Source organism: Acidicapsa borealis (assembly GCF_059115245.1).
The window spans coordinates 2,185,326-2,207,184 of the sequence record NZ_JCACNY010000001.1; the positions used below are offsets into that span (position 1 = coordinate 2,185,326).

The window sequence follows — 21,859 nt, forward strand, 5'->3', positions numbered from 1 at the left end:
CAAAAAGGAACGATTGTGGTCCGTTTTGAAACAGACCACCCTCTGCCATCTATTAACGTCAAACGTAGGCTGGATTCCTTTTCGGAGTCAATCTTTCTTCGCAGGGATTTTTACCCCTGCTTATGAGAGCGTTCAAACATGGGAAAAGGGGTCATAAAAAGTGCAAGCTCGAAATCAAATTCATCTGGAAGGTAGGTCAGAAGGCAGACGTCGTCCGACCCTTCAGACAATTGCGCTCATTTTCGCAGTCGCGTTGACCGCCACCCTGCTGACAGTTTCTTGTGCAAGCCAAGCGGCAACCAGCCAGGCTCAGCCGAATCCAGTCCACGCTTATCCGTTGCACCAGGATCCGCAAGTACGCGAGGCCTACCAGCACTTCTACATCCTCGACTACCCCGCAGCCGTCTCCATCCTCGAAAAGGTTCAGTCCGCCCATCCCGGTGACCCCGGCGCAACAGCCTTCCTCCTCGAAGCCTGCGTCTTCCAGGAACTCTACCGGCAGGACCTCCTCGACACCACCTTCTACGCCAACGACGGCTTCCTCACCGGCAAGCACCCCATGCCGGAGGACACCGCTGTCCGCGACCGCATCTTCTCCCTCGCCGATCAGGCCGTCCGCGAAGCAGATGCTCGCCTCAGTCATAACGGCCGCGACGTCGACGCGCTCTATGCCCGCGGCTGGGCAAAGAGCCTCCGCTCTTCCTACATGGCAATGGTCGAGCGCAGCTTCAGCGCCGCCTTCCACATCGCTCTTCAGGCTCACAGTGATGAAGCCAAAGTCCTCGAGATCGACCCCAATTACGTCGATGCCAAGCTCGTCGTCGGCACCTATCAATACGTGATTGGCGCGCTTCCCTGGGCATTCAAAATTTTCCTGGGTTTCGGCGGCATCACCGGTTCGAAGGCGAAGGGGATGGAGATGCTCCACGACGACTTCGCCCGAGGCCCGATGACTTCGACAGAAGCCGGCACCGTCATCGCCCTTTTCCTCCGCCGCGAATCAAAGTACCGCGAAGGTATCGAAGTCGTGCGCAACCTGAAGAGCAAATACCCCCATGACTTCCTCTTCTGCCTCGAAGAAGCCAATCTCCGCAAAGACAACGGCGAAGGCATGGCCGCCGTAGAAGCCTATCGCTCATTACTCAACGACGCCGCCAAGCCGGGCTACTTCCCGTCATCTCATCTAGAACTCGCCCATTTCGGCCTCGGTGAAGCCCTGCGCGGCCAGCGCCACTACGCGGAAGCAGCACAAGCCTATGAGCAGGCAGCGTGGGCGCAAGGCTCCGGTGCAGAGTTGAAGCGCCGCTCACTCGTAGCCGCCGGCAAAGCCCGCGACCTCAACGGCGAGCGCGCCCAGGCCGTCAAGGATTACCAGGCGGCCATCGCCAACGGCTCTGACACCACGCAAGGCGACATCGCCCGCAAATACCTCAAATCTCCCTACCGCGAATAATTTCGTCAGACCACGGAACCTTCCAACTCAGCCTTGCGTACAAAAACTCAGGCCGGCGTGCGCTGGCCAGGAGAGTGCGCCATGACCTGCTATTGCAGCCATTGTGGAACGATTTTGCAGCCGGCTTCGCGGTTCTGCTCCGGCTGCGGCACAGCCGTCACCGGAACCCAGTACGCAGACCAGCCGCCGTACGGTTACGCTCCCTGGGGATACCCAACGCAGAGACTCTTCCGCCCCATCTTCGGACGCCAGTTCGCCGGCGTCTGCTCCGGCGTAGCCCGCGCCTACGGCTGGGACGTCGGCGTCGTCCGCATCGTGACCGTCCTCGGTGCCATCTTCTTCTGCCCCGTCGTCGAAATCGCCTATCTCGCCGGATGGATAGGCATCCCCGAAGAACCGCTCTACGAAATGCCCCCCATGGCCCCGCCACCGCCGCAACAGGCCTGACAGACTCTCTCTCAGGCCCGAGCTGCGAGGTAGGGATAGATCGCCATCTGCTAGGCTCAAAGGCAGACCATATTTCCATCTGCCAGGCCGAACTTGCCCAAAATCACTGAAAAATCCCTCGCCCGATCATCCGTACGTCCCTTCGGATATCCCGCCGCCGGCGCTCCTCTCAGCTGCGGCCCGCACTCCTTCGCCGCGCTCGCTAAAAAGTTCGGAACCCCGCTATACATCTACAGCGCCGATCAGATCCTGGAACGTCTCGCCCTCTTTCAGCAGGCCCTCGCGCACCGCGCCCATCTCGTCTGCTACGCGGTCAAAGCAAACTCTGCGTTGGCGATTCTCAAGCTCCTCGCCGACCACGGAGCAGGCTTCGACATCGTCTCCGGCGGCGAACTCCAGCGTGTCCTCACCGCAGCCCCGGAAGCAGCAAACCGGGTCGTCTTCTCCGGCGTAGGCAAGACCATCGAAGAGATCGATGCAGCACTCGATGCCGACATCCTCGCCTTCAACGTCGAGAGCGAAGCCGAACTCACCCTCCTCGCCGCCCGCGCCGCCAAGCGCAAGCGCAAAGCCCGCTTCGCCCTCCGCGTCAACCCAGACGTCTTCGCCGAAACCCACCCCTACATCTCCACCGGCCTCCGCGAACATAAGTTCGGCATTGACATCAAGCAAGCCCGCCGCATCTACAACTCGGTCAAAGACCACCGCTGGCTATCCGCCCACGGCATCAGCGTCCATATCGGCTCGCAGATCCGTTCCGCCGAACCCTTCGGCGCGGCCATGGCCCGCGTCGCCAAGCTCGTCCGAGAACTCCACAAGGACGGCATCCAGATCAAGTCCATAGACGCCGGCGGCGGCCTCGGCATCGACTACCACGCAGCCCCCGGCTTCAATCCCGAGGCCAAAGTAGCCGAGTACGCAGCAGCCGTAGAAGCCTCGCTTCAGGACCTCGACGTTCAGTTACTCCTAGAACCCGGACGCTTCCTCGTAGCCCAGGCCGGAGCACTTCTCGCCCGCGTCCTCTACGTCAAGCGCAATGGCAAGAAGACCTTCGTCGTCACCGACGCTGCCATGAACGACCTCATCCGCCCCGCTCTCTACCAGGCTTTCCACGAAATCCTTCCCGTAGAGCCGCGTCCCGGCACAGCGAAGGCAGTCGACATCGTAGGCCCCGTCTGCGAAACAGGAGACTTCTTCGCCCGCGACCGCAAGATCAAGCCAGTAGAACCCGGCGACCTGGTAGCCATCCTCGACGCCGGCGCATACGGCATGGCTCAGACCTCCAACTACAACACCCGCCCCCGCCCAGCAGAAGTCCTGCTGCAAGGCAAGAAAGCAAAACGAATCCGCCGCCGCGAAACCATCGCCGATCTACTCGGACCCGAGATGCTTTAAGCACACCTCCCAACTAGCGAGCTGAAACGGTTTTCCTGTATGGTTCTCCGGGAGGACACAGCATGTTCACAGGCAGCATAGGGAAAAAAGCCGCGCCCGTCGTCGCGTTGGCATTGGCATTCGCAACACTTAGCACAGCAGCCATGGCAGACTCACTTACAGTCAAAACCGACGGCGGCAAAGTCCACGGCAAAATGATCGGCTCTGGTAAAGTTCGCGCCTTCCAGGGCATTCCTTACGCCGCACCGCCCGTAGGCGACCTGCGCTGGAAAGCCCCACAACCTGCCGCCCCGTGGAAGAGCGAACTCGACGCCACCAAGTACGGCCATCACTGCTCTCAGGGCACCGTCTTCGAAGACATGGTTTTTCAGGACGCAGGCCCCTCCGAAGACTGCCTTACCCTCAACGTCTACGCACCCGACAAGCCAAAGGGCAAGCTCCCCGTCATGTTCTGGATCCACGGCGGCGGCTACGCTGGCGGCGGCAGCAGCGAGCCGCGCCACAACGGTGACTTCCTCCCACAGAAAGGCGTCATCCTCGTCACCATCAACTACCGCCTCGGCATCTTCGGCTTCCTCGCCACACCTGAGCTCGCAGCAGAACAAGGCGGCAGCGCCGGCAACTACGGCCTCATGGACATGGTCGCCGCGCTCACCTGGGTCAAGAAGAACATCGCCTCCTTCGGCGGTGACCCAGCCAACGTCACCATCTTCGGCGAATCCGCCGGCTCCTTCGCCGTCAGCACCCTGATGGCCGCGCCCTCCGCACAAGGCCTGTTTGCCAAAGCCATCGGCGAAAGCGGCGGCGCGCTCTCCTCCGGCACCCTGGCCATCGAAACCCTCGCAGTCCGCGGCCCCAAGGATCAGGCGTTCGTCGCCAAGCTAGGCGTCAGCAGCCTCGCTGAACTCCGCGCCATCCCAACGGACAAGATCCTCGCCGCCGCCGCAGCCAAAGGCAACACCGACCGCATCGGGCCTCTGATCGACGGCAAGTTCCTGACCGAGTCCCCGCTCGACACCTACGAAGCAGGCAAGCAATCTCATGTACCGCTGCTGGCCGGCTTCAACCGCGACGAAGGCTTCTTCTTCGGCAACGGCATGACCGCCGAAAAGTGGAAAGCCACCGCCGAAAAGCAGTTCCCTGACAACGTAGACAAATTCCTCAAGCTCTACCCCGGCGCGACAGACGCCGAAGCAGTCCGGTCCGCCATCGACTTCGGCGGCGACTCCTTCATCGCCTATGGCACCTGGAAGTGGATGGAGTATCACCGCAAAACCGGCGGTTCAACCATCTATCGCTACAAGCTCGACCTCGCCGCCCCCACCAGCAAATACCACCCCGGTACCTGGGCCTTCCACTCCGACGACATCGAATATGTCTTCGGCACCCTGGACACCCGCCCCGGCTCCGTCTGGCGCGACGAAGACCGCAAGCTCAGCGACCAGATGATGGATTACTGGACTAACTTCGCCAAGTCCGGCGATCCCAACGGCCCCGGCCTCCCCACCTGGCCCAAGTACGGTGAAGGCGACCCGGTCCTCCACCTCGACAACCCCATCACCTCACGCCCCGATGAAAACCGGGCCCGCTACGAATGGTGGATGGCCACAGAAAAGAAATAGGCAATCAGCCCAACAAGAAAAGAGGCCGCCGGAATCGATTCCCGGCGGCCTCTTTCACTTTCCGACTGACTTACTTCACCGGCACAGCCCCCGGCTCAGGCCGCTTGCCCGTATGCTTCCACTCAATCAGCTCCTGAAGCGCCGCAGCCGTCTCCGGCCCGGAGATGTGGCAATGCCCATCGTGCTTCACATACTGCTGCACAAAGTTCGCGCTGCTCCCCGCCCGCTGCACCTGCTCCGAATAAAGCCGCACACTATCCGCCGGAATAATCGGATCGTAAGTCGTATGCACCGCCAGCGTAGGCTTCAGCAAAACTCCGGTCGGCGTATACCAGGTCTTTAGGTAGGCCAGCGCATCCGGCTTCGCCGTATAGCGCTTCACACCATCGTTGAGCGCATTGTCATCGGCCCCACCCGCATAGATGAAGTTGCCATTGTCGAGAATCGAAGCACCTAGTTTCTGCTCATAGTCCCGCAGAATAAACGTACTGAAAACCAGCCCATCCGCCAGATCGCTCTGCGTCTTGAACCGCGTCAGCGCCATCAACTCCGCCAGCCCCTTGGCATTCGTCGGCAGCACCTTCATCACCTTGTCGACAGTCGTTTCATCCAGCACTTCGGAGTTGGCAATTCCAACCGGCCCGGGCAGCACTCCAGGGTAGTAGTAGTCGAACGCAGCGCGAATCGCCCCACCATGCCCCACCGCCCAACCCGTAGGCTCCAGCAGCCCGCAGAGCGGCAGCGCGCCATCATAGCGGTTGGGAAAGCCCTCAATGGTCATCATGGTCAACTGCCCACCCATTGAGTGGCCAAGCACGTAACTCTCTTTCGGCTTGCCATACTTCGCAATCGTGTATTTCCGCAGAGCCTCCGTCTCAGGAATAGCCTGCTCCAGCGCGAAGCCCGTTACCGAATACCCAGACTGGATCACAGCAAACCCGGCCGCAGCGAAACCCGCTCCCATCTCATTCGGCTTATCCTGCGAGAAGACAACCGGATGCTCCGAATACCCGTGATAGTAGACCAGCAGAATCCCATTCCACTTCTCCGGAAAATCAATGCGATAGGAAGCTCCCTCAATCGTCCCGGTTTCCACTTTAATAGCGGGTGTTTGCGAAATGGCAGACGTGGCGGCGGCAATCGACAACAGTGCAATGGCAAGAAACTTTTTCACAGGAACGGAGACCTCGAAGTTGATGTTATTCGAAGTCTCCGCTATCCAGCCTGCATCCGGCAACGCTATTCGGTGCGCAGCGCCTTCACCGGATCGATCGAAGCAGCCCGCCGCGCCGGCAGCACCCCTGCAAAGAAGGCCGCAGCAGCCAGTGCGACAACAGCAAAGACCATCACACTCGTGTTCGCTGAAGTAGTCTCATACAGTTGGGTCTTCACAAACCGCACACAGTAGTACGCAATAGGAACACCAATCGCCAGTCCAATCAGAGCCTGCAACAGCGCCCCACGCAGCACCATCGCAATCACCCCGCTCCTCTTCGCGCCCAGCGCCATGCGAATGCCAATCTCCGGCGTCCGCCGCACCACAGTGTAAGCCGTAACACCATACAGCCCAATCGAAGCCAGCAGCAGCGCCAGCCCGCCAAACAGCGTAGTCAGCCGCGAAATCAACCGCTCCTCTGTAAAGCGATCGGCAATCTGCTGATCGAACGTCTCAAACTGCACCACGGTAAGGTTCGGATTGATCCCCGATAAAGTCCGTCGCGCAATCGCCTCCATATCGCTCATAGGCTTCGCCGTCTGCACCACGATCGCCCCTGCATACAGCGACATATCCTTCTCGATCGGATCCTTGTCGCTAGGCTCGCGCTGCATGATCGGCACAAAGTACATCGTGTGATCCTTCCATCGCACATCCGTGTAAGCCGTATCCTCAACGACGCCGACAATCTCAAAATCTCCCGGATGGTCATGTGACCCAACTCGATGGCCAATAGGATTCTTGCCCTTAAAGAACTTCTTCACAAACGCTTCGTTCACCACCGTAACCGTAGGCGCCGTCGACGTATCCTGCACACCGATCCCGCGCCCCATCACCAGCCGCGTCCCCACCGAATCAAAGTACTCGGCGTTAGCCTTAATGAACGAAGCCTGGCCACGGATATCCGGCTGCCCCTGCACCTCGATTCCGTTCGACCAGTTGTCATCCTCCATCGGTGTGTAGTTCGAGATGCCAACCTTCACCACTCCCGGCACAGCATGAAAGCGCTCTTCCATCGTGCGGTACAACGCCTCAAGCTGCGTCTGCGAATACCCCGCCGCCTGTGGATTGATATGGACCATGTAGCGGTTCGTAGGGTCCAGCTTCATATCCATGTTTTGCAGCTTGTTCAGGTTCTGCGAAAACAGCGCCGCACCCACCAGCAGCACCAGCGAAAGCGCCGCCTGCGCTACTACCAGCACTCTCTGTATCAGGGAAGCGCCAGTAGCCGTCGTCCGTGTGCCGCTGCGCAGCGCATCGGCCGGCTGAGCCTGCGCCGCCAGCCACGCCGGAGCCACACCAAACAGCACCCCCGTCAGCAGCGAAACGCCAAAGGCAAATCCCACCACGGCCAGCGAAGGAGCAGCATCGATCGGCACATGCTCCGCCCCAGGGAAGGCCAGCAGCAGAAGCGCGCGCGTCCCCGCATAGGCAACCACAAGGCCAAGCAACCCGCCCATCACCGCCAGCAAAATACTCTCTGTCAGTAACTGGCGAATAATCCGGCTCCGCATCGCCCCCAGCGCAGTGCGCAGCGACATTTCGCTCTTCCGTCCCATGCCCCGCACCAGCAGCAGATTCGCAATATTCGCGCAGGCAATCAGCAGCACCAACCCGGAAATCCACATCAGCATGTGCAGGTGGTCGCCATACTGCTCCTGCAGATTGGAAATGCCCGCACCACCCGGCGCCAGCGTAATATGCGCTTTCGCCAGCAATTCCTTGCCATGCTTAGTCGAGAAATCGTCGCGGCTCGCCCACGTCTGCCGCAGGATCGCATTCACCTTCTGCTGCAGCGGCCCCATCGCCGTACCCGGCTTTACGCGGCCCACCATGTACAGCCAGCTCGTCTTGGGCAAGTGAACATACGGCACGCTTGCAATGACAGCCATGCTTTCGTAGGGCAGGTAGTAGTCCGGAGGAGTGCTAGTCAGCCGGTCGCCATAAAAGCCCTTCGGCGCAATGCCAACCACCGTCACCGCCTTCGTATTCACCCAGAACGTGCCGCCCACCACCGCGCTGTCACCACCGAACTCATGCTTCCATGTCTCGTAGCTCATCACCGCCGTCGGCGCCGCGCCCTGGATGTTGTCGGAATCCATCAGCAGCCTGCCAGCTTCGGGACGAAGCCCAAACGTGCGGAAATAGTTCCCGGACACGAACTCCCCCATCACCGATCGCGCCAACGTCTGCGCACCGTCGCGCCGTGCCGTCACCGGACGGTAAGTGAACCCGGCCTGCATCGCCGCCAACTCCTCAAACTCCGGCACATTCTTCCGCAGCTGCTCATAGACCTCGGTAGGGAAAAGAGAGTAGTTGCCGTCATCGCGCGTATTGCCGCCACTCACACAGCAATCGTTCTCATTCCCAAGCCGGAACAGCAGCTTGGGATCAGCCACAGGCAGACTCTTCAGCAGAACGGAATTGACGAGCGTAAAGATCGCCGCGTTCGCGCCAATGCCCAGCGCCAGCGTCAGCAGTACGGTGATCGTAAACCCCGGAGTCTTGCGCAACTGGCGTAGCGCGTAGCGCACATCCTGTAGCAAAGTCGTCATGCTGAATCTTCCTCGCGGCCTGAAGTCGTTGGTACCGCCGCATGCTTCCCATACGCGGGGAGGGCCGCGGCAGTTCAACTGTTACTGTCTGTAGCATTCGAGGGGCCAAACCCAATAGTGCAGTTCGCTATAGATATCTGCGACTTAGCAGCAGGGAGAAAATCGCCGAGTGTTCGCGAGCAGCCATCCGCGTCCGAAAGCGGACAGAGGGGACGCCGGTACCGCATGCGCCGCTCACCTCGGATGATAGGCTTTCGCCATGACTCTTCCAGCCCAATCCCACGGAACCAGAAACCCGCTATCTCTCCCCGATCCAAACGTCATGCTAGCCGTCGCCCTCGAGCACGCGCGTATCGGCGCCGCCGAAGGCGGAGTGCCAGTCGGAGGCGCAATTTTCCACGTAGACGGAACGCTTCTGGGAGCAGGTCGCAACCGTCTCGTTCAGGAAGGGAACTGCTCACTCCACGGCGAGACCGATGCCTTCCGCGCCGCCGGCCGTCGCCCTCACTGGCACGACACCATCCTGGTCACGACGCTCGCCCCATGCTGGTACTGCTCCGGCCTCATCTCGCAGTTCCGATTCCGCCAGATCATCGTCGGCGACAGCGTCAACGCCCAGGGCGGCTTATCCTGGCTCCGTCAGCAGGGAATCGAAATCATTGACCTGCACTCCCAGGAATGTATCGACCTCATCGCCGACTTCCAGACAAAGCGCCCCGACCTCTGGAAAGAGTGCATCGGCGAAGAGTAGCTGCAGCCAACTCGTCAGATCCGCAGGAAGATCTTCCGCTTGTACATCCAAAACAGGATCAGCCAATAAATCGTCAGCACACACGCGCCAAAGACAAACGGCTCAAGGCCAGTCCCGAAGACATTGAAAATCTGATAACCCAGATTGATGTGCAGGTTAGCCGGAATAAAGTCACCAAACAGGTGATCGATCAGGTAAGCCGCAATCGAGTTCATGCCCACCACCAGCAGCGGAAAAGCCCACTTCCGGTAGCCCTTCACATCAATAATCCACGAGAAAGCGGTAAGAAAAAAGAAGCAGATCCCGCCCGAAAACAGCACCCACGCCGGCGTCCAGATGCGCTTAACAATGGGATTAATCCCGCCAAAGTGCAGCACCAAACTGGCAGCAAACAGAATTGCACCGGCAATCAGAAACTTGCGAAGCGGAATGCGCGGCGCAGCCTCGCGGAACCACTCTCCAGCCCGCAACCCAAGCAGCATCGTCCCCAGCGTAGGAATAAAGCTAAGCGTGAGGTATCCGCCGCCGTTAAACAGGAACCGCGAGGGCCGCGGCAGTATATTGAGGAACCAGACATCGAATGCCTGCCCAAGATTGCTGTTCTTGTTCCAGTGCGACAGGAAGCCGGTGTAGTGATACGGCCAGTGCATCGGCACACCCACGGCAGGGTAGTTGAAGTCCGCCCCCGGCGCAGGATACAGCGCCCAGGCCAGCCAGTACCCGAACAGAATCCCCCCAATCGCCGTCCACTGCCACTTCGGCTTGCAGAGCGACAGCAGCACCGCAAACGTGTAGCCCAGCCCAATCTGCGTCAGCGTATCTTCAAACGTAAAATTCGTCTGCGTGCTCCCCGTCGACCGCAAAAAGATCCCCAGCGCCACCAGCAGCAAACTCCGCCAGAGCGTATGCAGCATGATGTGCCCAAAACTCTGCCCCTTGCGAATCCGGCTCGCCAGCGAATACGGCAGCGCCACCCCCACCAGAAAGGTAAACGAAGGCTGAATCATGTCATGCAGCCCCAGCCCCGCCCACTCCACGTGCGTCTGGTTATAGGCCAGCACCCGCCAGAAAACGCTGTTCGGGAAGTTCGCCGACACCTTGGCAAACTGCAGCACCTCGCCCATCATCAGCAGCATCACAAAGCCGCGGTAAGCATCCACAGCAATATTGCGCGGCGGCGCAGCCACCTCCGTTCTAAGAGCGGCGGGCGTAGTCTGGGTCGGATCGGCGGTCAGAGTCGCATGCATAAAGGCTGTTCTCGTTTCGCACGCCCTCCCAAAAGCAAGAGCGTGAAGAAATTCAGAAAATCTATAAGGCTGCAAGGTAGCACACCGCCATAACCTCAAGCCACTGAAGATTTCGAGTTGCGTATTGTGGGCTGGTATCGATACCCTTCGCAGGTAGAGTGATTGAGTTAACGCATAAGCTTTCAACAGCCGGAGCGTAGGAGAGACATGAAAGAAGAGACTTTCGAAGAGTTGTCACGGCGGGATTTCCTGCGGCTAGGCAGCCTCACCGCAGCCGCAGTCGGCGTGGCAGCTGTTAGCGCAGAAGCCGCCACCCCACGCGCCAAGAGCATGATCGACGTCCCATTCACCGCCGTGAAAGACCCCCGCATCGGCCTCATCGGCACCGGCGGTCGCGGCACCAGCCTGCTCGAAAACCTCCTCGCCGCCGACGTCAAAGTTCTCGCCCTCTGCGACGTAGTCCGCGAAAAAGCCGAGCACGCCCAGTCCCTCGTCGTCAAAGCCGGCCAGAAATCTCCCGAGCTATACACCAACGGCGACCACGACTTCGAAAAGCTCGTCGCCCGCGACGACCTCGACTTCGTCATCATCGCCACCCCCTGGAACTGGCACGTCCCCATGGCCGTCGCCTCCATGCAGCACGGCAAACACACCGCCGTCGAAGTCCCCGCAGCCACCACCATCGAAGACTGCTGGAAGCTCGTCGACACCTCCGAGCAGACCCGCCGCCACTGCATGACGCTCGAGAACTGCTGTTACGGCTACAACGAAACCCTCATCCTCCGCATGGTTCACGCCGGCATGTTCGGCGACCTTCTCTACGGCGAAGGCGCCTACCTCCACGACCTCCGCGAAGAGCTCTTCTCCGGCAAGGGCGAAGGCCTCTGGCGCCGCACCGTCCACACCCAGCGCGACGGCAACCTCTACCCCACCCACGGCCTCGGCCCAGTCGCCAACTACATGGGAATCCAGCGCGGCGACCGCTTCGACTACATCGTCTCGATGAGCACCCCGCAGCGCGGCCTCGAACTCTACCGCCAGGACCACATCCCCCAGGGCGACCCCCGCTGGGCCGAAAAGTACCTCGCCGGCGACCAGAACACGTCCCTGATCAAGACGGCAAAAGGCCTCACCATCACCCTCAAGCACGACACCTCAAACCCCCGCCCCTACGACCGCATCAACGTCATCGGTGGCACCAAGGGCGTTTTCGCCGACTACCCCCCACGCATCTATTTCGACGGCCAGAAAGGCGGCGAAGCCTGGGGCCCGATCGATGAGTACAAGGACCACCAGCACCCGCTTTGGAAGCAGGAAGGCGAAATCGCCAAGAAGCTCGGTGGCCACGGCGGCATGGACTACATCATGCTCTATCGCCTCATTCAGTGCCTCAAGGAAGGGCTCCCGCCAGACATGGACTGCTACGACGCAGCCACCTGGTCCGCCCCCGGCCCCCTCAGCAAGACCTCAGTAGCCAACGGCTCAGCCCCCGTCAAATTCCCAGACTTCACCCGCGGCCGCTGGCAGGAAAGAAAAATCTCCCAGATCGCCACCCAAAGCTAGAAAAGATAGCCGACAGCGAACAGACAACAGACAACAGAGAACAGAGAACAGAGAACAGCAAACAGCAAACAGCAAAAAGGCCAGAGATGTTCGAGACCAGAAATATCCTTGGTTGTCATTCCCGTAGGGAATCTGCTTCTACTGTTCGCTGTTCTCTGTACGCTGTTCTCTGTCCGCTGTCCGCTGCCAGCTGTTCTCTGTCCGCTGTTCTCTAAACGCAAAAAAGCCCGGCAAGCAAACCCTGCCGGGCCTTTCCAAAATCCTCAAAAGCTCAGTGACTAACGCCCGACCCCGCCGTAAACCCCGCCACGGTCGTAGAAGGTAGATTCGTCGGCGAATTCAGCGTGTTGAAGCTGGTTCCAGCCCCGGCATTGATCGCTCCAGAGTGATTAGGCCCCAATCCCAGCTTGATCAGCGCCCGCGAATCAGGCGTTAGCTTCGTCTGCCAACCCTGATCTGCCTGGAACTTCAGCATCGCCGCCTGGGTGTCAGCATCCCACTTGCCAGAAGGCTCGGTGGAAAGATAGTGCTCGCGAACGAGCGCCGTCTGGATAGCCGTAACCCGTTCAGGCTCCATCACTTGCTGACCATGAAGCCGCTTCGGCGTAGCCTTGGCTGCAACATGACGCTTGCTGGAGTGAGATTTACCGCTGGTCGGAGCACGGTGTACACGGGAGGCTACAGCAGGAAGTGCAGCCAGCCCGACAGCCAATACAAATGCGAAACCGGTACGAAGTTTCACGCGGTTTTGTACCTCATCGAATAGAGTTATGGCTTTTCTTCTGCCAAGTCTATGGGAGGAATCCCCCCACGACAAGAAAAACCGAAGAAATAAAACCATTTTGTTGCGACCAGAGGGAGAGGCGAATCGCAGACCGTGTCTTTTCGCGTCCGCCATCATCCCTTTGGGTCGTTCTTCAAGGCATGCAGCCTACGGCAATGTTCCGCCGAGGAAATTAATACCACTAGCCGGATGTTTCGGGTCCACAACTTCAAACACCACATCCTGGCCGGACTTGAGACTTCCAACAGCCTTATCGAACTCAGCCTTATTGGTCGTCGGAAGCTTGTTAATGTGTGTGATCACGATACCCGGGATCAGACCCTGCTGATCGGCAAAGCTGCTCGGCCGGACCGCCTGGATCACCATGCCACCCATACCCAGTTTAGCCGCAGTGGCAGGAGTAATCTCCCGGACCGAAATACCCAGCTTGTTCTCAGAGCTCTCACCCTGATCCGGCTGCGCATTGTCATCGTTCTGAGCCTGCTCGGTAAAGACCTTGTCGCGGTCACCAATGACGACTGTCGTGTCGTACTGCTTGCCGTCACGCAGATAGCCGATACGCGCCGAAGACCCAGGACGGCGCCCGGCAATGTCAGCGACCAGATCGTTCCCATCCTTGATCGGCCGTCCGTCGATCGACACAATGATGTCGCGCGCCTTGATGCCAGCCTTGTCAGCCGGCTGGCCGGGCTGCACCATCTGCACCAGCACGCCATTCTTGAATCCATAAACACGCCCGATCGCGCCCGACAGGCCCTCTTTGAACGAGATACCGATGCTGCCGCGAACCACCTTGTGGCTCGGCGAGATCAGGTCGTTGTAGACCTGCACCACGGTGTTCGAAGGCATCGCAAACCCGATACCCTGGTATCCCGAAGACTGCGTAAAGATTGCCGTATTCACGCCAATCACTTCGCTGTTCATGTTCAGCAGCGGCCCGCCTGAGTTGCCCGGATTGATCGCAGCGTCGGTCTGGATAAAGTGCTGGAACTGTCCGCTCGCACCCGGCTCAATCGTGCGGTTCTTCGCGGAAACAATACCCGCAGTCACGGTTTGCGAAAGCGAGAACGGGCTGCCAATCGCGATAACCCAGTCACCCACCGCAGTGCCGTCGCTGTTGCCCAGCTTGACCGTAGGCAGCGGATGATCGGTCTCAATCTTGATGACGGCGAGATCGGTGGGCTTGTCCACGCCAATCACCCGAGCCTTATGCCCGCAATCGGCATTCTCGGGGTCAGTCGAGAGCTTCACGCAAATCTCGTCAGCCTTCTCGACAACGTGGTTATTTGTAACGATGTATCCCTTCGGATCCACGATGAATCCCGAACCGAGCGCATCGCGCTCCTGCCCCTGATCATCCTGTCCATCCGGAGCCTGTCCGCCAAAGAAGCGATTAAAGAAATCCTGGAAATTACCCTGTCCGCCCTGTCCACCTGGTCCCGGAGCGTTCGGGACAGCCTGTCCATCCGGGCTGTCGTCATCGTCGTCGCCGTCCGGACCCTGCGGCGCAGGCATCGGCCGCGCATGAGGATTTGCGGGAATACCGCGCTTGCGATTGCTGGTCGATTCCTTGGCCAGCGTGCGGGTGTTGATGTTCACCACCGCCGGGCCAACCTGCTTGGCGATCTTGGCAAACTCATTGGGAGCAATCGAGGTGTTGGGAATCTTGAGCGGCGTTGCATCCGTGCTGTCGCTCTGCTTTTCCTGCCCATGAACTCCGTGCGCAGCATACGAACCCACCAGAATTACGGCGGAAAGGGTGGCAAGTACTGCAAATGCGGATACAAGGCGGCGTGTCTTCAGCCGTTCCAAAAATGATTGCATACGTCGTTCGACCTCTATTCCTTTTCCCTGCGGAATACGGTTGTGGCCTCGGTTCGAAGTTGCCCGAGGCAGTTTTGCCGGACCGCGTTGTGGCGGGCAGTCCGTGCCACGCCATTCCTTAGTATAGCCAGCAGCGACCCCCGCGGAGTAGTGCCGCATCGATCAAGTTCCAGATCATCACCACATCTATAGACGTATCGAATCCTTCCGAAGATCGCAATGAGGGCAAAGATCGGAATTCACCGTGCTAACATCGGGCATGTTTTCTGCCCATCCTACCCATTTTCGCGCTCGCTCGACGTCCGCTTTCCTGGCCTGCGCCCTGGCCGTTTCTCCCTTGATCGTTGCTGCCCAGTCGCCCGATCCCGCAGCCAAGCCAGCGCAGCCGCAGTCCATGCGAGACCGCTTCCTGGCTCGCATCATGGGCAGCGGCTCAAGCGCATGGACTCCAGAGCAGTTAGCAACCATGGCAAAACTCCGCGACGCCGCCATCGCCGACCCCTACGCTCTTGATGAGTTACGGCACATCACCTACAACATAGGCCCGCGCCTCAGCGGCTCTCCGCAGGCCCAGGCGGCCGTCGAGTACGTAGCTGCTGAGATGAAAGCGTTGGGCGCGGAGGTGACGCTCGAAAAAGCCTCCGTTCCCCACTGGGTCCGCGGCATCGAGACCGGAGCCGTCGTCGAGTGGAAGGGCCAGACCCCCGGCACCACGCAGAAGATCGTGCTCACCGCCCTCGGCAGCAGTGTAGCTACCCCCGCCAGCGGCCTCACCGCCCCCATCGTCGTAGTGAACAACTTCGCCGAGCTTAAGACCATTGACCCGGCGAAGCTGAAAGGCAGCATTCTCCTCTTCAATCGCCATTTCGATAAGCAGCTCGCAGCCCAGCAGGGAGGCATCTACGCCTACGGTGATGCCGTCATCTACCGCGCAGCCGCTCCCGTCGTCGGAGCCACCGTCGGCGCCGCTGCAGTCCTCGTACGCTCCGTAGGCGGCGCAGACTACCGCATCCCCCACACCGGCCAGACCCAGTACGCCCCCGGCATCGAGAAGATCCCCGCCGCAGCCGTCACAGCGGAAGACGCCGACCTCCTCGCCGAACTCGCCAGCCAGGGCCCCGTCAGAATGCAACTGGTCCTGACCCCGCAGACCCTCCCCGACGCCCCCAGCTACAACGTCATCGCCGATTGGAAGGGAACTGAACACCCCGAGCAGATCGTCATCGTCTCCGGCCACCTCGACTCCTGGGACCTCGGCACCGGAGCCATCGATGATGGCGCCGGCGTAGTTGTCGCCATGCAGGCCATCCATCTCATGCAGAAACTCGGCATCCACACCAAACGCACCATCCGCATGGTCGCCTGGATGAGCGAAGAAGAAGGCTCGCAAGGCGCAGCCCAATACATGAAAGATCACGCCGGCGAAGTAGCCAATCACATCGGAGCGTTGGAATCCGACCTCGGCGCCGGCCACCCCGATGGCGTAGTTTGGGCCGGCAAGCCAGAACTAGGCGACTGGCTCCAGCCCATCTATCGTGTCCTCGACCCCATTGGCGCGCAAACCTTCCGCAGCTCGCCCGAAACTGGCGAAGACATCGACGGCCTCACCCAGAAAGGCGTCCCCAGCTTCGCCCCATCCCAGGACGGCCGCTACTACTTCAACTATCACCACACCCCAGCCGACACCTTCGACAAGGTCAATCCAAGAGAACTGGCCGAGAACGCCGCCGTGATGACAGTTGTCGCATACGCCTTGGCCGACTCAGCAGAGCCCGCTCCGCGGTAGCCGCAACCAACCATCCAGCTACGCTGAAGACTCATGTGCGTATGTGCTGAATAAAGTCACTTCGACTGCGCAATCTCCCACCCGGATTGCGCATCGTCGTGTCACAGATTGCGCAACGTGAGACGGTTATTGCGCAACCTCGAACGCATCGGCAGAGTCCGACAGGCACTGCCCAGGCGTCAGGCCCTTGCCGCTCCCGTAGACTCGCGCACCACCAGCTCCGGCTGCATCACAATCTCCGCTGTCAACTCAGTCTTCTCCGGATGCGCAATCCGCTCCAGAAGAATGCGTGCCCCGGTCTTGCCCATTTCATTGAGCGGTTGGCGCACGGTCGTCAGACTCGGCGTGCAGTAAGCCGCCGAAAGAATATCGTCGAAGCCGACAACGGACACATCGCCCGGCACACTCAAGCCAGCTTCCGCGATAGCCCGGATTGCTCCAATTGCCGCTATGTCATTGAAACAAAAGACCGCCGTAAAGTCGCGAGTCTTGCCGAGCAGCCGCTTCATCGGTTCGTAGCCAATCTCCGGCGACATAGGATGAGCCCCGGTCTGTTCGCTCCAGCTTCCGCCGCCATTCTCCGATTCAATCCGCGTCACCAACTCCGCATCCAGCGTAAGTCCAAGTGATTCAGCAGCTTGCTGAATCCCTTCCCAGCGAAAATCCGAGTCCGGAATAGCCTTAGGCCCGCGCATAAAAGCGATGCGCCGATGTCCCAGCTCGTGCAAATGCGTCAACGCCAGTTCAGCCGCCTTCAAATGGTCGACGACAATGTGCGTCACGTTCGGCTCGCTTCCGTGCGCCGAAATGGCAACAACGGGCACAGGCACCTCGATCTCCGCAGGCGTATTCAGCAGCAGAAAACCGTCGACCGCGCGCTCCACCAGCATGCGCGGGTATTCCGCCATCAGGTGCTTGTTCCAATCATGGCAAGCAGTGAAATAAAAGTACTTAGCCAGCGTTAGCTCTTCCACAACGCCGCTCATGACACGGGTAAAGTAGCCCTCGCTCAGGTCCGGCGCCAGCACCCCGACGCTGAGGCTGCGGCTCTGGCGCAGCGAACGAGCGAAATAGTTAGGCCGATAATTCAGCTTCTCAGCGGCGTCCAGCACCCGCTGGCGTGTCTCCGGCGGAATCGATTTTGCCGACGGAGAATTATTGAGGACCAGCGAGATGGTCGTCTGTGATAACTGGAGATGCTCGGCGAGCATCTTCAGATTGACATGCCCTGGTTTGAGGTCAGAGCCAGGACTGGACTCAGATGGCAGCTTTGCCTTGGGCATCCATGATTTGTAGCAGAATTGTGCAGTCCAGTAAAAGGCTTTTCCAGAGGGTAGGGAAAGCGTACCAGCCTGATTCGCAGACAGTTGCGCGATTTTCGCTAGCTATCGTTGCGAGTAACCGTTTCCCAGGCCTTGGCGTACTTCCAACTCGTATAAGCCGAGTGATACATGTGGAAGAGCAGACCCGGGCGGCCATCGAGGAAGCCGCCGCGGAAAATGTAGTTCTTCACGAAAGTAAGCACCGGATTGACGAACGTCATCGCCACGAATTCTACAATCCCACGGCAATTCCGCCCCTTGCGCAGCACCAGCGGAACGCTGGCCGAGCTATAGCGGTTCATGTGCTCGACGTAAAGTGCCACGGTTGGGTACTGGTAGTGGAGCAGGTCGCCCTTCAGCTTTCCTTTGGGGCCAGCCCACTTGGGGGTCGCGTGAGGCTCGGTATCTTCTGGCAGACGCGCTGTTCCCTGGCGAAAGAGTCGCAGCTTGTAGTCCGGATATTGGCCCCCGTGGCGCATCCAGCGCCCAAAAATCTGGTTGCTGCGCGGAACCCAGTAAGCATCGAACTTCGGCTGGCCCTGCAACAGCGTCCGAATCTCCGCCTGCAGCGCCGGCGTCATCTCCTCATCGGCGTCAAGCGAGAACACCCATTCGGAAGTGCACTTATCAAGCGCCGAGTTCATCTGCGGGCCATAGCCCTTCCACGGCTCGCGGAAGACCTTGACGCCAAAGCTCTCCGCAATCGCAATCGTGTCGTCGGTCGAGCCGGAATCCACCAGCACCAACTCGTCCGCCCAGGCAACACTGGGTAAAACGCGCCGAAGATTAGCTGCTTCATTGCAGGCGAGGATGGCGATGGAGAGCTTCATCAAGAGGCAAGTGAGAGTGTGAAGTGTGAGTGTGAAAAGCGATCTGCCGAATCCGGCGTCTGCGATCTATGAATAGCTCAGGTGGGCTTCGATGAGGCGCTTGATCAGCGGAGTGAGCGTTTCGCCAGTCTTGGCGAGCACGAAGCCGTCGGTCGTCAGGTCCAGCTTGAAGCTGGTATTCCGTGCCGAGATCCAGATTTGCTGTACGGGCGCGTTCGGTGTAATCACGAACTTACCGGCAGGCTTTTCAAAGACCACATAGAGAACGCCATTTTGCTCTTCCACTTCAAAGCCGCCACCCTCTTCGGTGGCGTATAGCTCTTCTTTCAGGTCTTCAATGGCAGCGTCAGCCGCCTTGCGGAATACGATTTCGTCGATCATTGGAAAAGTGTACCAACTTCTGCTCTAGGTGAGGATTTCAACCTTCCCGGCAGGCGTTTTGGAGAAGGCGTGGAGCGTCTGCCCGCTCGCGTCTACGTGGCGCAGCGTCAGCTTTTCCTTCGTCACGGAGAGATGACTGAAGCCATACACCTTCTGTGCAAAGGGTCCGCGTTCACTGGGCTTGATCTTGAGGTCGTAAAGGTCGGCACCGCCACCGCCTGACATGAAGAAGCTGGTCGGATGACCAGCAAATTCCAAGTGCTGCAGGTCGTGATCGTGTCCGGCCAGGTAGAGATGAACCCCGTGCTTACGGAAGAGCGGGTCCCAGTCTCTCGTGAGAACCGGGTGATCGCCGTGGGGACCATCGGAGTAGACCGGGTGGTGACCCATCACGACGAGAAATGGAGTCGTACGCGGACGGCTGAGCTGCGTATCGAGCCAGACGAGTTGCTGCGCCTGCTGGTCCGGGGTCAGGGTGAAGTCCCTTCCGGCCTTCTTGCTGCTGACTTCGTGCGGCATATTACTGTCGAGCGCGATAAAGGTGATGAGCGGATTGGCTTTCGGAAACTCGAAGGTATACCAGCGAGCCGGCATGGTGAATCGCGATCTGCCGGTGGCCGCGTACGCCAGTTCGGCCTCGACTTTGTTGCCCGGAAAGTTCTGGTAGTCATGGTTACCGAGGATGGCGTAGGCCGGGCCAGGGAAGGTGCTCGCCGAATACATCATTTCGAAGTTGGAGAGCCAGCGCGGGGAATCTGCTCCGCCTTCGAGGGCTCCGTACCAGTTGTCCCCCAGCAGCAGCAACGCTTCGGGACGCAGGCTGGTCTTAGTGGCGTAGCTTTTCATCGCCGCTGCCACTTTAGTCTGGGCTGTGGCATCTTCATAGCCCCAATCTCCAATCATCAACAGTTCCGTGGCGCCTTTTTCTGTAGGGATGTCTTTGGCCCGCCCGGGCAGGGAACCAAGTGTGGCGAGGGCGCTGAAAGCGAAGGTTTGCTGGAGAAAGCGGCGGCGTGTGCTGATTGTCGACATGATTCTGGGACCCTTTGAGAAATAGACGTGTCTTCATCAACTTAAGACGAGTGTGTCACAAAGAGATGAATGGCGCACCCGGAGCAGATGGTATAAAGGCTCCAACAGACGCGCATTCATTTTGCTTCTAGACGGGGTGAACATGGGCAAATTGCCTTTTTACTTTGGGGTATTGTGTTTGCTGACGCTGGGGATGATGAGTGTTTCGGCTGGAATGGCCGAAACGATCCGGCCAAAGGTGATGGTGATCGCGACCTATGAGACAGGGAAGGATCGCGGCGATGTTCCAGGCGAACTGCAGTATTGGGTGGAGCGTGAGCATCTCGACGAGTCGATCAAGGTACCCGGAATCGATCATCCCATCCTGACCAACGGCAAGGGCCTGTACGCCATGATCAGCGGAACGACTTCACGATGCGCCGTGCAGATGATGGCGCTGGCGATGGACCCGCGCTTCGATCTGCGGCACACCTACTTTCTGCTGAGCGGCATCGGCGGCGCGGATCCGGCAGCGGTTCCCGCAGCAGGCGCAGTGTGGATTCGCGAGGTTCTGGATGGCGATCCGGCGTTTGAAATCGACAGCAGGGAGATACCGGCCGCGTGGCCCTACGGAACCATCGCACTGGGAGCAGAAGAGCCGGCAAAGGTGCCAGCCAATGTCGAATCCGCCCCCGCCGCTGGTGTTTCGGAGGATGGCTCAGGCGGCGTTGGCCGCATCGTCTACAAACTGAATCCCGATCTGACCGATTGGGCTTACAAACTAACTCGCGAAGTTGCGATTCCGGATACACCCGAGCTAGCGGCGCAGCGGCCTAAGTTCAAAGAATATGCCGAGGCCCAGAAGAAACCATATGTGATGGTTGGCGATAGCCTCGGAACGGACCATTTCTGGCATGGCAAGGTAATGGCCCAGTGGGGCCGCGACTGGGTGCATCTTTACACGCGAGGCACGGCCAAGCTGACGATTTCCGACTGTGAAGATCAGGGTATCGTACTGGCGATGTCAGAACTGGATAAGCTTGGCAAGGTTAGCTTTCAAAGACTCATGATCCTGCGCACGGCGAGTAACTATGTGCTGCCCCCAGCCGGTGTTTCGCCGGAGAAAAGTCTGTTCGAGAACCTGGCTTCGTCACCGGGATATATTCCTGCGCTCGATGCCAATTACAAGGTGGGCAGCGTCGTGACTGCCGAGATATTAAAGAACTGGGGAAGCTACGAGGAGAGAATTCCCAGGTAGCACGAAGGAGGCATCATGAAAGCTCTTGATCGAATCTTAGGTAGTCTGTTGCTGCTCGGCGGCGTAGGGCATACGGCAGGAACGTTTGTCGGCTATTGGAACAAGCCTGAGTTATTCCTCTGGTCTCTTTGCGCTTCCGGGTTCATTTTTCTGCTGGGCTCAGTGAACCTGCTGCGGGCTGGACGGCGCGGTGACCGGGCCCTGGGCTGGTTGACGCTCATATTTAATCTAGGCTGGTTTGCGGCGACGATAGCTTTTGGGAAGCTCATGCACAATATGTACGATTTTCGCGTGTTGGGCTTTGGTGTGATCATGATCGGGCTTTGCGGGATGAGTATCGGTTCGATCCGTGCACCACGACATGGAAAGCAGTGAGGCCCAGACGGAGCGCATGAGCATGCGATCAAACTGGGC

The 21,859-nt window shown here is 59.3% G+C and carries 18 protein-coding genes; 9 read left to right on the top strand and 9 right to left on the bottom strand.

Going from position 1 to position 21,859, the window contains the following annotated elements:
* The first annotated feature begins 253 nt into the window (after positions 1 to 253).
* From AC5S27_RS09050 to AC5S27_RS09065, 4 genes are all read left to right on the top strand, one after another.
* Complete coding sequence (locus AC5S27_RS09050; RefSeq protein ID WP_493934239.1) at positions 254 to 1,453, top strand: hypothetical protein; 1,200 nt, start codon at positions 254 to 256, stop codon at positions 1,451 to 1,453.
* A gap of 81 nt (positions 1,454 to 1,534) precedes the next feature.
* Positions 1,535 to 1,900 carry a PspC domain-containing protein gene (locus tag AC5S27_RS09055; protein ID WP_493934240.1) on the top strand — a complete coding sequence of 122 codons (366 nt, stop codon included), beginning with the start codon at positions 1,535 to 1,537 and terminating at the stop codon, positions 1,898 to 1,900.
* Between the two features lie 93 nt (positions 1,901 to 1,993).
* Positions 1,994 to 3,295 carry a diaminopimelate decarboxylase gene (lysA, locus tag AC5S27_RS09060; RefSeq protein ID WP_493934241.1) on the top strand — a complete coding sequence of 434 codons (1,302 nt, stop codon included), beginning with the start codon at positions 1,994 to 1,996 and terminating at the stop codon, positions 3,293 to 3,295.
* 62 nt (positions 3,296 to 3,357) lie between these two features.
* The gene (locus tag AC5S27_RS09065; RefSeq protein ID WP_493934242.1) at positions 3,358 to 4,917 is read left to right on the top strand and encodes a carboxylesterase/lipase family protein; all 1,560 of its coding nucleotides are present in this window, start codon (positions 3,358 to 3,360) and stop codon (positions 4,915 to 4,917) included.
* Between the two features lie 70 nt (positions 4,918 to 4,987).
* Here AC5S27_RS09065 and AC5S27_RS09070 read toward each other — a convergent pair whose 3' ends face one another.
* Together AC5S27_RS09070 and AC5S27_RS09075 are read right to left on the bottom strand one after the other, a co-directional pair.
* Positions 4,988 to 6,091, bottom strand: coding sequence for an alpha/beta hydrolase (locus tag AC5S27_RS09070; protein WP_493934243.1), 1,104 nt, complete (start codon positions 6,089 to 6,091; stop codon positions 4,988 to 4,990).
* A 65-nt stretch (positions 6,092 to 6,156) separates the two neighbouring features.
* Positions 6,157 to 8,688: an ABC transporter permease gene (locus AC5S27_RS09075; RefSeq protein WP_493934244.1), complete on the bottom strand. Its 2,532-nt coding sequence runs from the start codon at positions 8,686 to 8,688 to the stop codon at positions 6,157 to 6,159.
* A 259-nt stretch (positions 8,689 to 8,947) separates the two neighbouring features.
* Here AC5S27_RS09075 and AC5S27_RS09080 point away from each other — a divergent pair, with 259 nt between their 5' ends.
* Entirely contained in the window at positions 8,948 to 9,439 is a 492-nt protein-coding gene (locus AC5S27_RS09080) for a nucleoside deaminase (protein WP_493934245.1), read from the top strand.
* A 14-nt stretch (positions 9,440 to 9,453) separates the two neighbouring features.
* Here AC5S27_RS09080 and AC5S27_RS09085 read toward each other — a convergent pair whose 3' ends face one another.
* Entirely contained in the window at positions 9,454 to 10,686 is a 1,233-nt protein-coding gene (locus AC5S27_RS09085; RefSeq protein WP_493934246.1) for an acyltransferase family protein, read from the bottom strand.
* Between the two features lie 207 nt (positions 10,687 to 10,893).
* Between AC5S27_RS09085 and AC5S27_RS09090 the strand changes: the two genes are divergently transcribed.
* Positions 10,894 to 12,249, top strand: a complete 1,356-nt coding sequence (locus AC5S27_RS09090; protein WP_493934247.1) for a Gfo/Idh/MocA family protein — start codon at positions 10,894 to 10,896, stop codon at positions 12,247 to 12,249.
* Between the two features lie 271 nt (positions 12,250 to 12,520).
* On the opposite strand, the gene AC5S27_RS09095 is transcribed toward AC5S27_RS09090, so the two are convergent.
* Both AC5S27_RS09095 and AC5S27_RS09100 read right to left on the bottom strand, forming a co-directional pair.
* Complete coding sequence (locus tag AC5S27_RS09095; protein ID WP_493934248.1) at positions 12,521 to 12,991, bottom strand: peptidoglycan-binding protein; 471 nt, start codon at positions 12,989 to 12,991, stop codon at positions 12,521 to 12,523.
* A 189-nt stretch (positions 12,992 to 13,180) separates the two neighbouring features.
* The gene (locus tag AC5S27_RS09100; protein WP_493934249.1) at positions 13,181 to 14,857 is read right to left on the bottom strand and encodes a trypsin-like peptidase domain-containing protein; all 1,677 of its coding nucleotides are present in this window, start codon (positions 14,855 to 14,857) and stop codon (positions 13,181 to 13,183) included.
* A gap of 337 nt (positions 14,858 to 15,194) precedes the next feature.
* Between AC5S27_RS09100 and AC5S27_RS09105 the strand changes: the two genes are divergently transcribed.
* Positions 15,195 to 16,643 carry a M20/M25/M40 family metallo-hydrolase gene (locus AC5S27_RS09105; RefSeq protein WP_493934250.1) on the top strand — a complete coding sequence of 483 codons (1,449 nt, stop codon included), beginning with the start codon at positions 15,195 to 15,197 and terminating at the stop codon, positions 16,641 to 16,643.
* 179 nt (positions 16,644 to 16,822) lie between these two features.
* Here AC5S27_RS09105 and AC5S27_RS09110 read toward each other — a convergent pair whose 3' ends face one another.
* From AC5S27_RS09110 to AC5S27_RS09125, 4 genes are all read right to left on the bottom strand, one after another.
* Entirely contained in the window at positions 16,823 to 17,926 is a 1,104-nt protein-coding gene (locus AC5S27_RS09110) for a LacI family DNA-binding transcriptional regulator (protein ID WP_493934251.1), read from the bottom strand.
* A gap of 98 nt (positions 17,927 to 18,024) precedes the next feature.
* Positions 18,025 to 18,795, bottom strand: coding sequence for a glycosyltransferase family 2 protein (locus AC5S27_RS09115; protein WP_493934252.1), 771 nt, complete (start codon positions 18,793 to 18,795; stop codon positions 18,025 to 18,027).
* 66 nt (positions 18,796 to 18,861) lie between these two features.
* Positions 18,862 to 19,176, bottom strand: coding sequence for an iron donor protein CyaY (cyaY, locus tag AC5S27_RS09120; protein ID WP_493934253.1), 315 nt, complete (start codon positions 19,174 to 19,176; stop codon positions 18,862 to 18,864).
* A 24-nt stretch (positions 19,177 to 19,200) separates the two neighbouring features.
* The gene (locus AC5S27_RS09125; RefSeq protein ID WP_493934254.1) at positions 19,201 to 20,208 is read right to left on the bottom strand and encodes a metallophosphoesterase; all 1,008 of its coding nucleotides are present in this window, start codon (positions 20,206 to 20,208) and stop codon (positions 19,201 to 19,203) included.
* A gap of 142 nt (positions 20,209 to 20,350) precedes the next feature.
* Here AC5S27_RS09125 and AC5S27_RS09130 point away from each other — a divergent pair, with 142 nt between their 5' ends.
* Both AC5S27_RS09130 and AC5S27_RS09135 read left to right on the top strand, forming a co-directional pair.
* A complete protein-coding gene (locus AC5S27_RS09130; protein ID WP_493934255.1) occupies positions 20,351 to 21,445 on the top strand; it encodes a purine nucleoside permease in 1,095 nt (364 codons plus the stop codon).
* Between the two features lie 15 nt (positions 21,446 to 21,460).
* Positions 21,461 to 21,820 (top strand): hypothetical protein, encoded by a 360-nt coding sequence (locus AC5S27_RS09135; RefSeq protein ID WP_493934256.1) that lies wholly within the window; start codon positions 21,461 to 21,463, stop codon positions 21,818 to 21,820.
* The last annotated feature ends 39 nt before the right edge of the window (positions 21,821 to 21,859 follow it).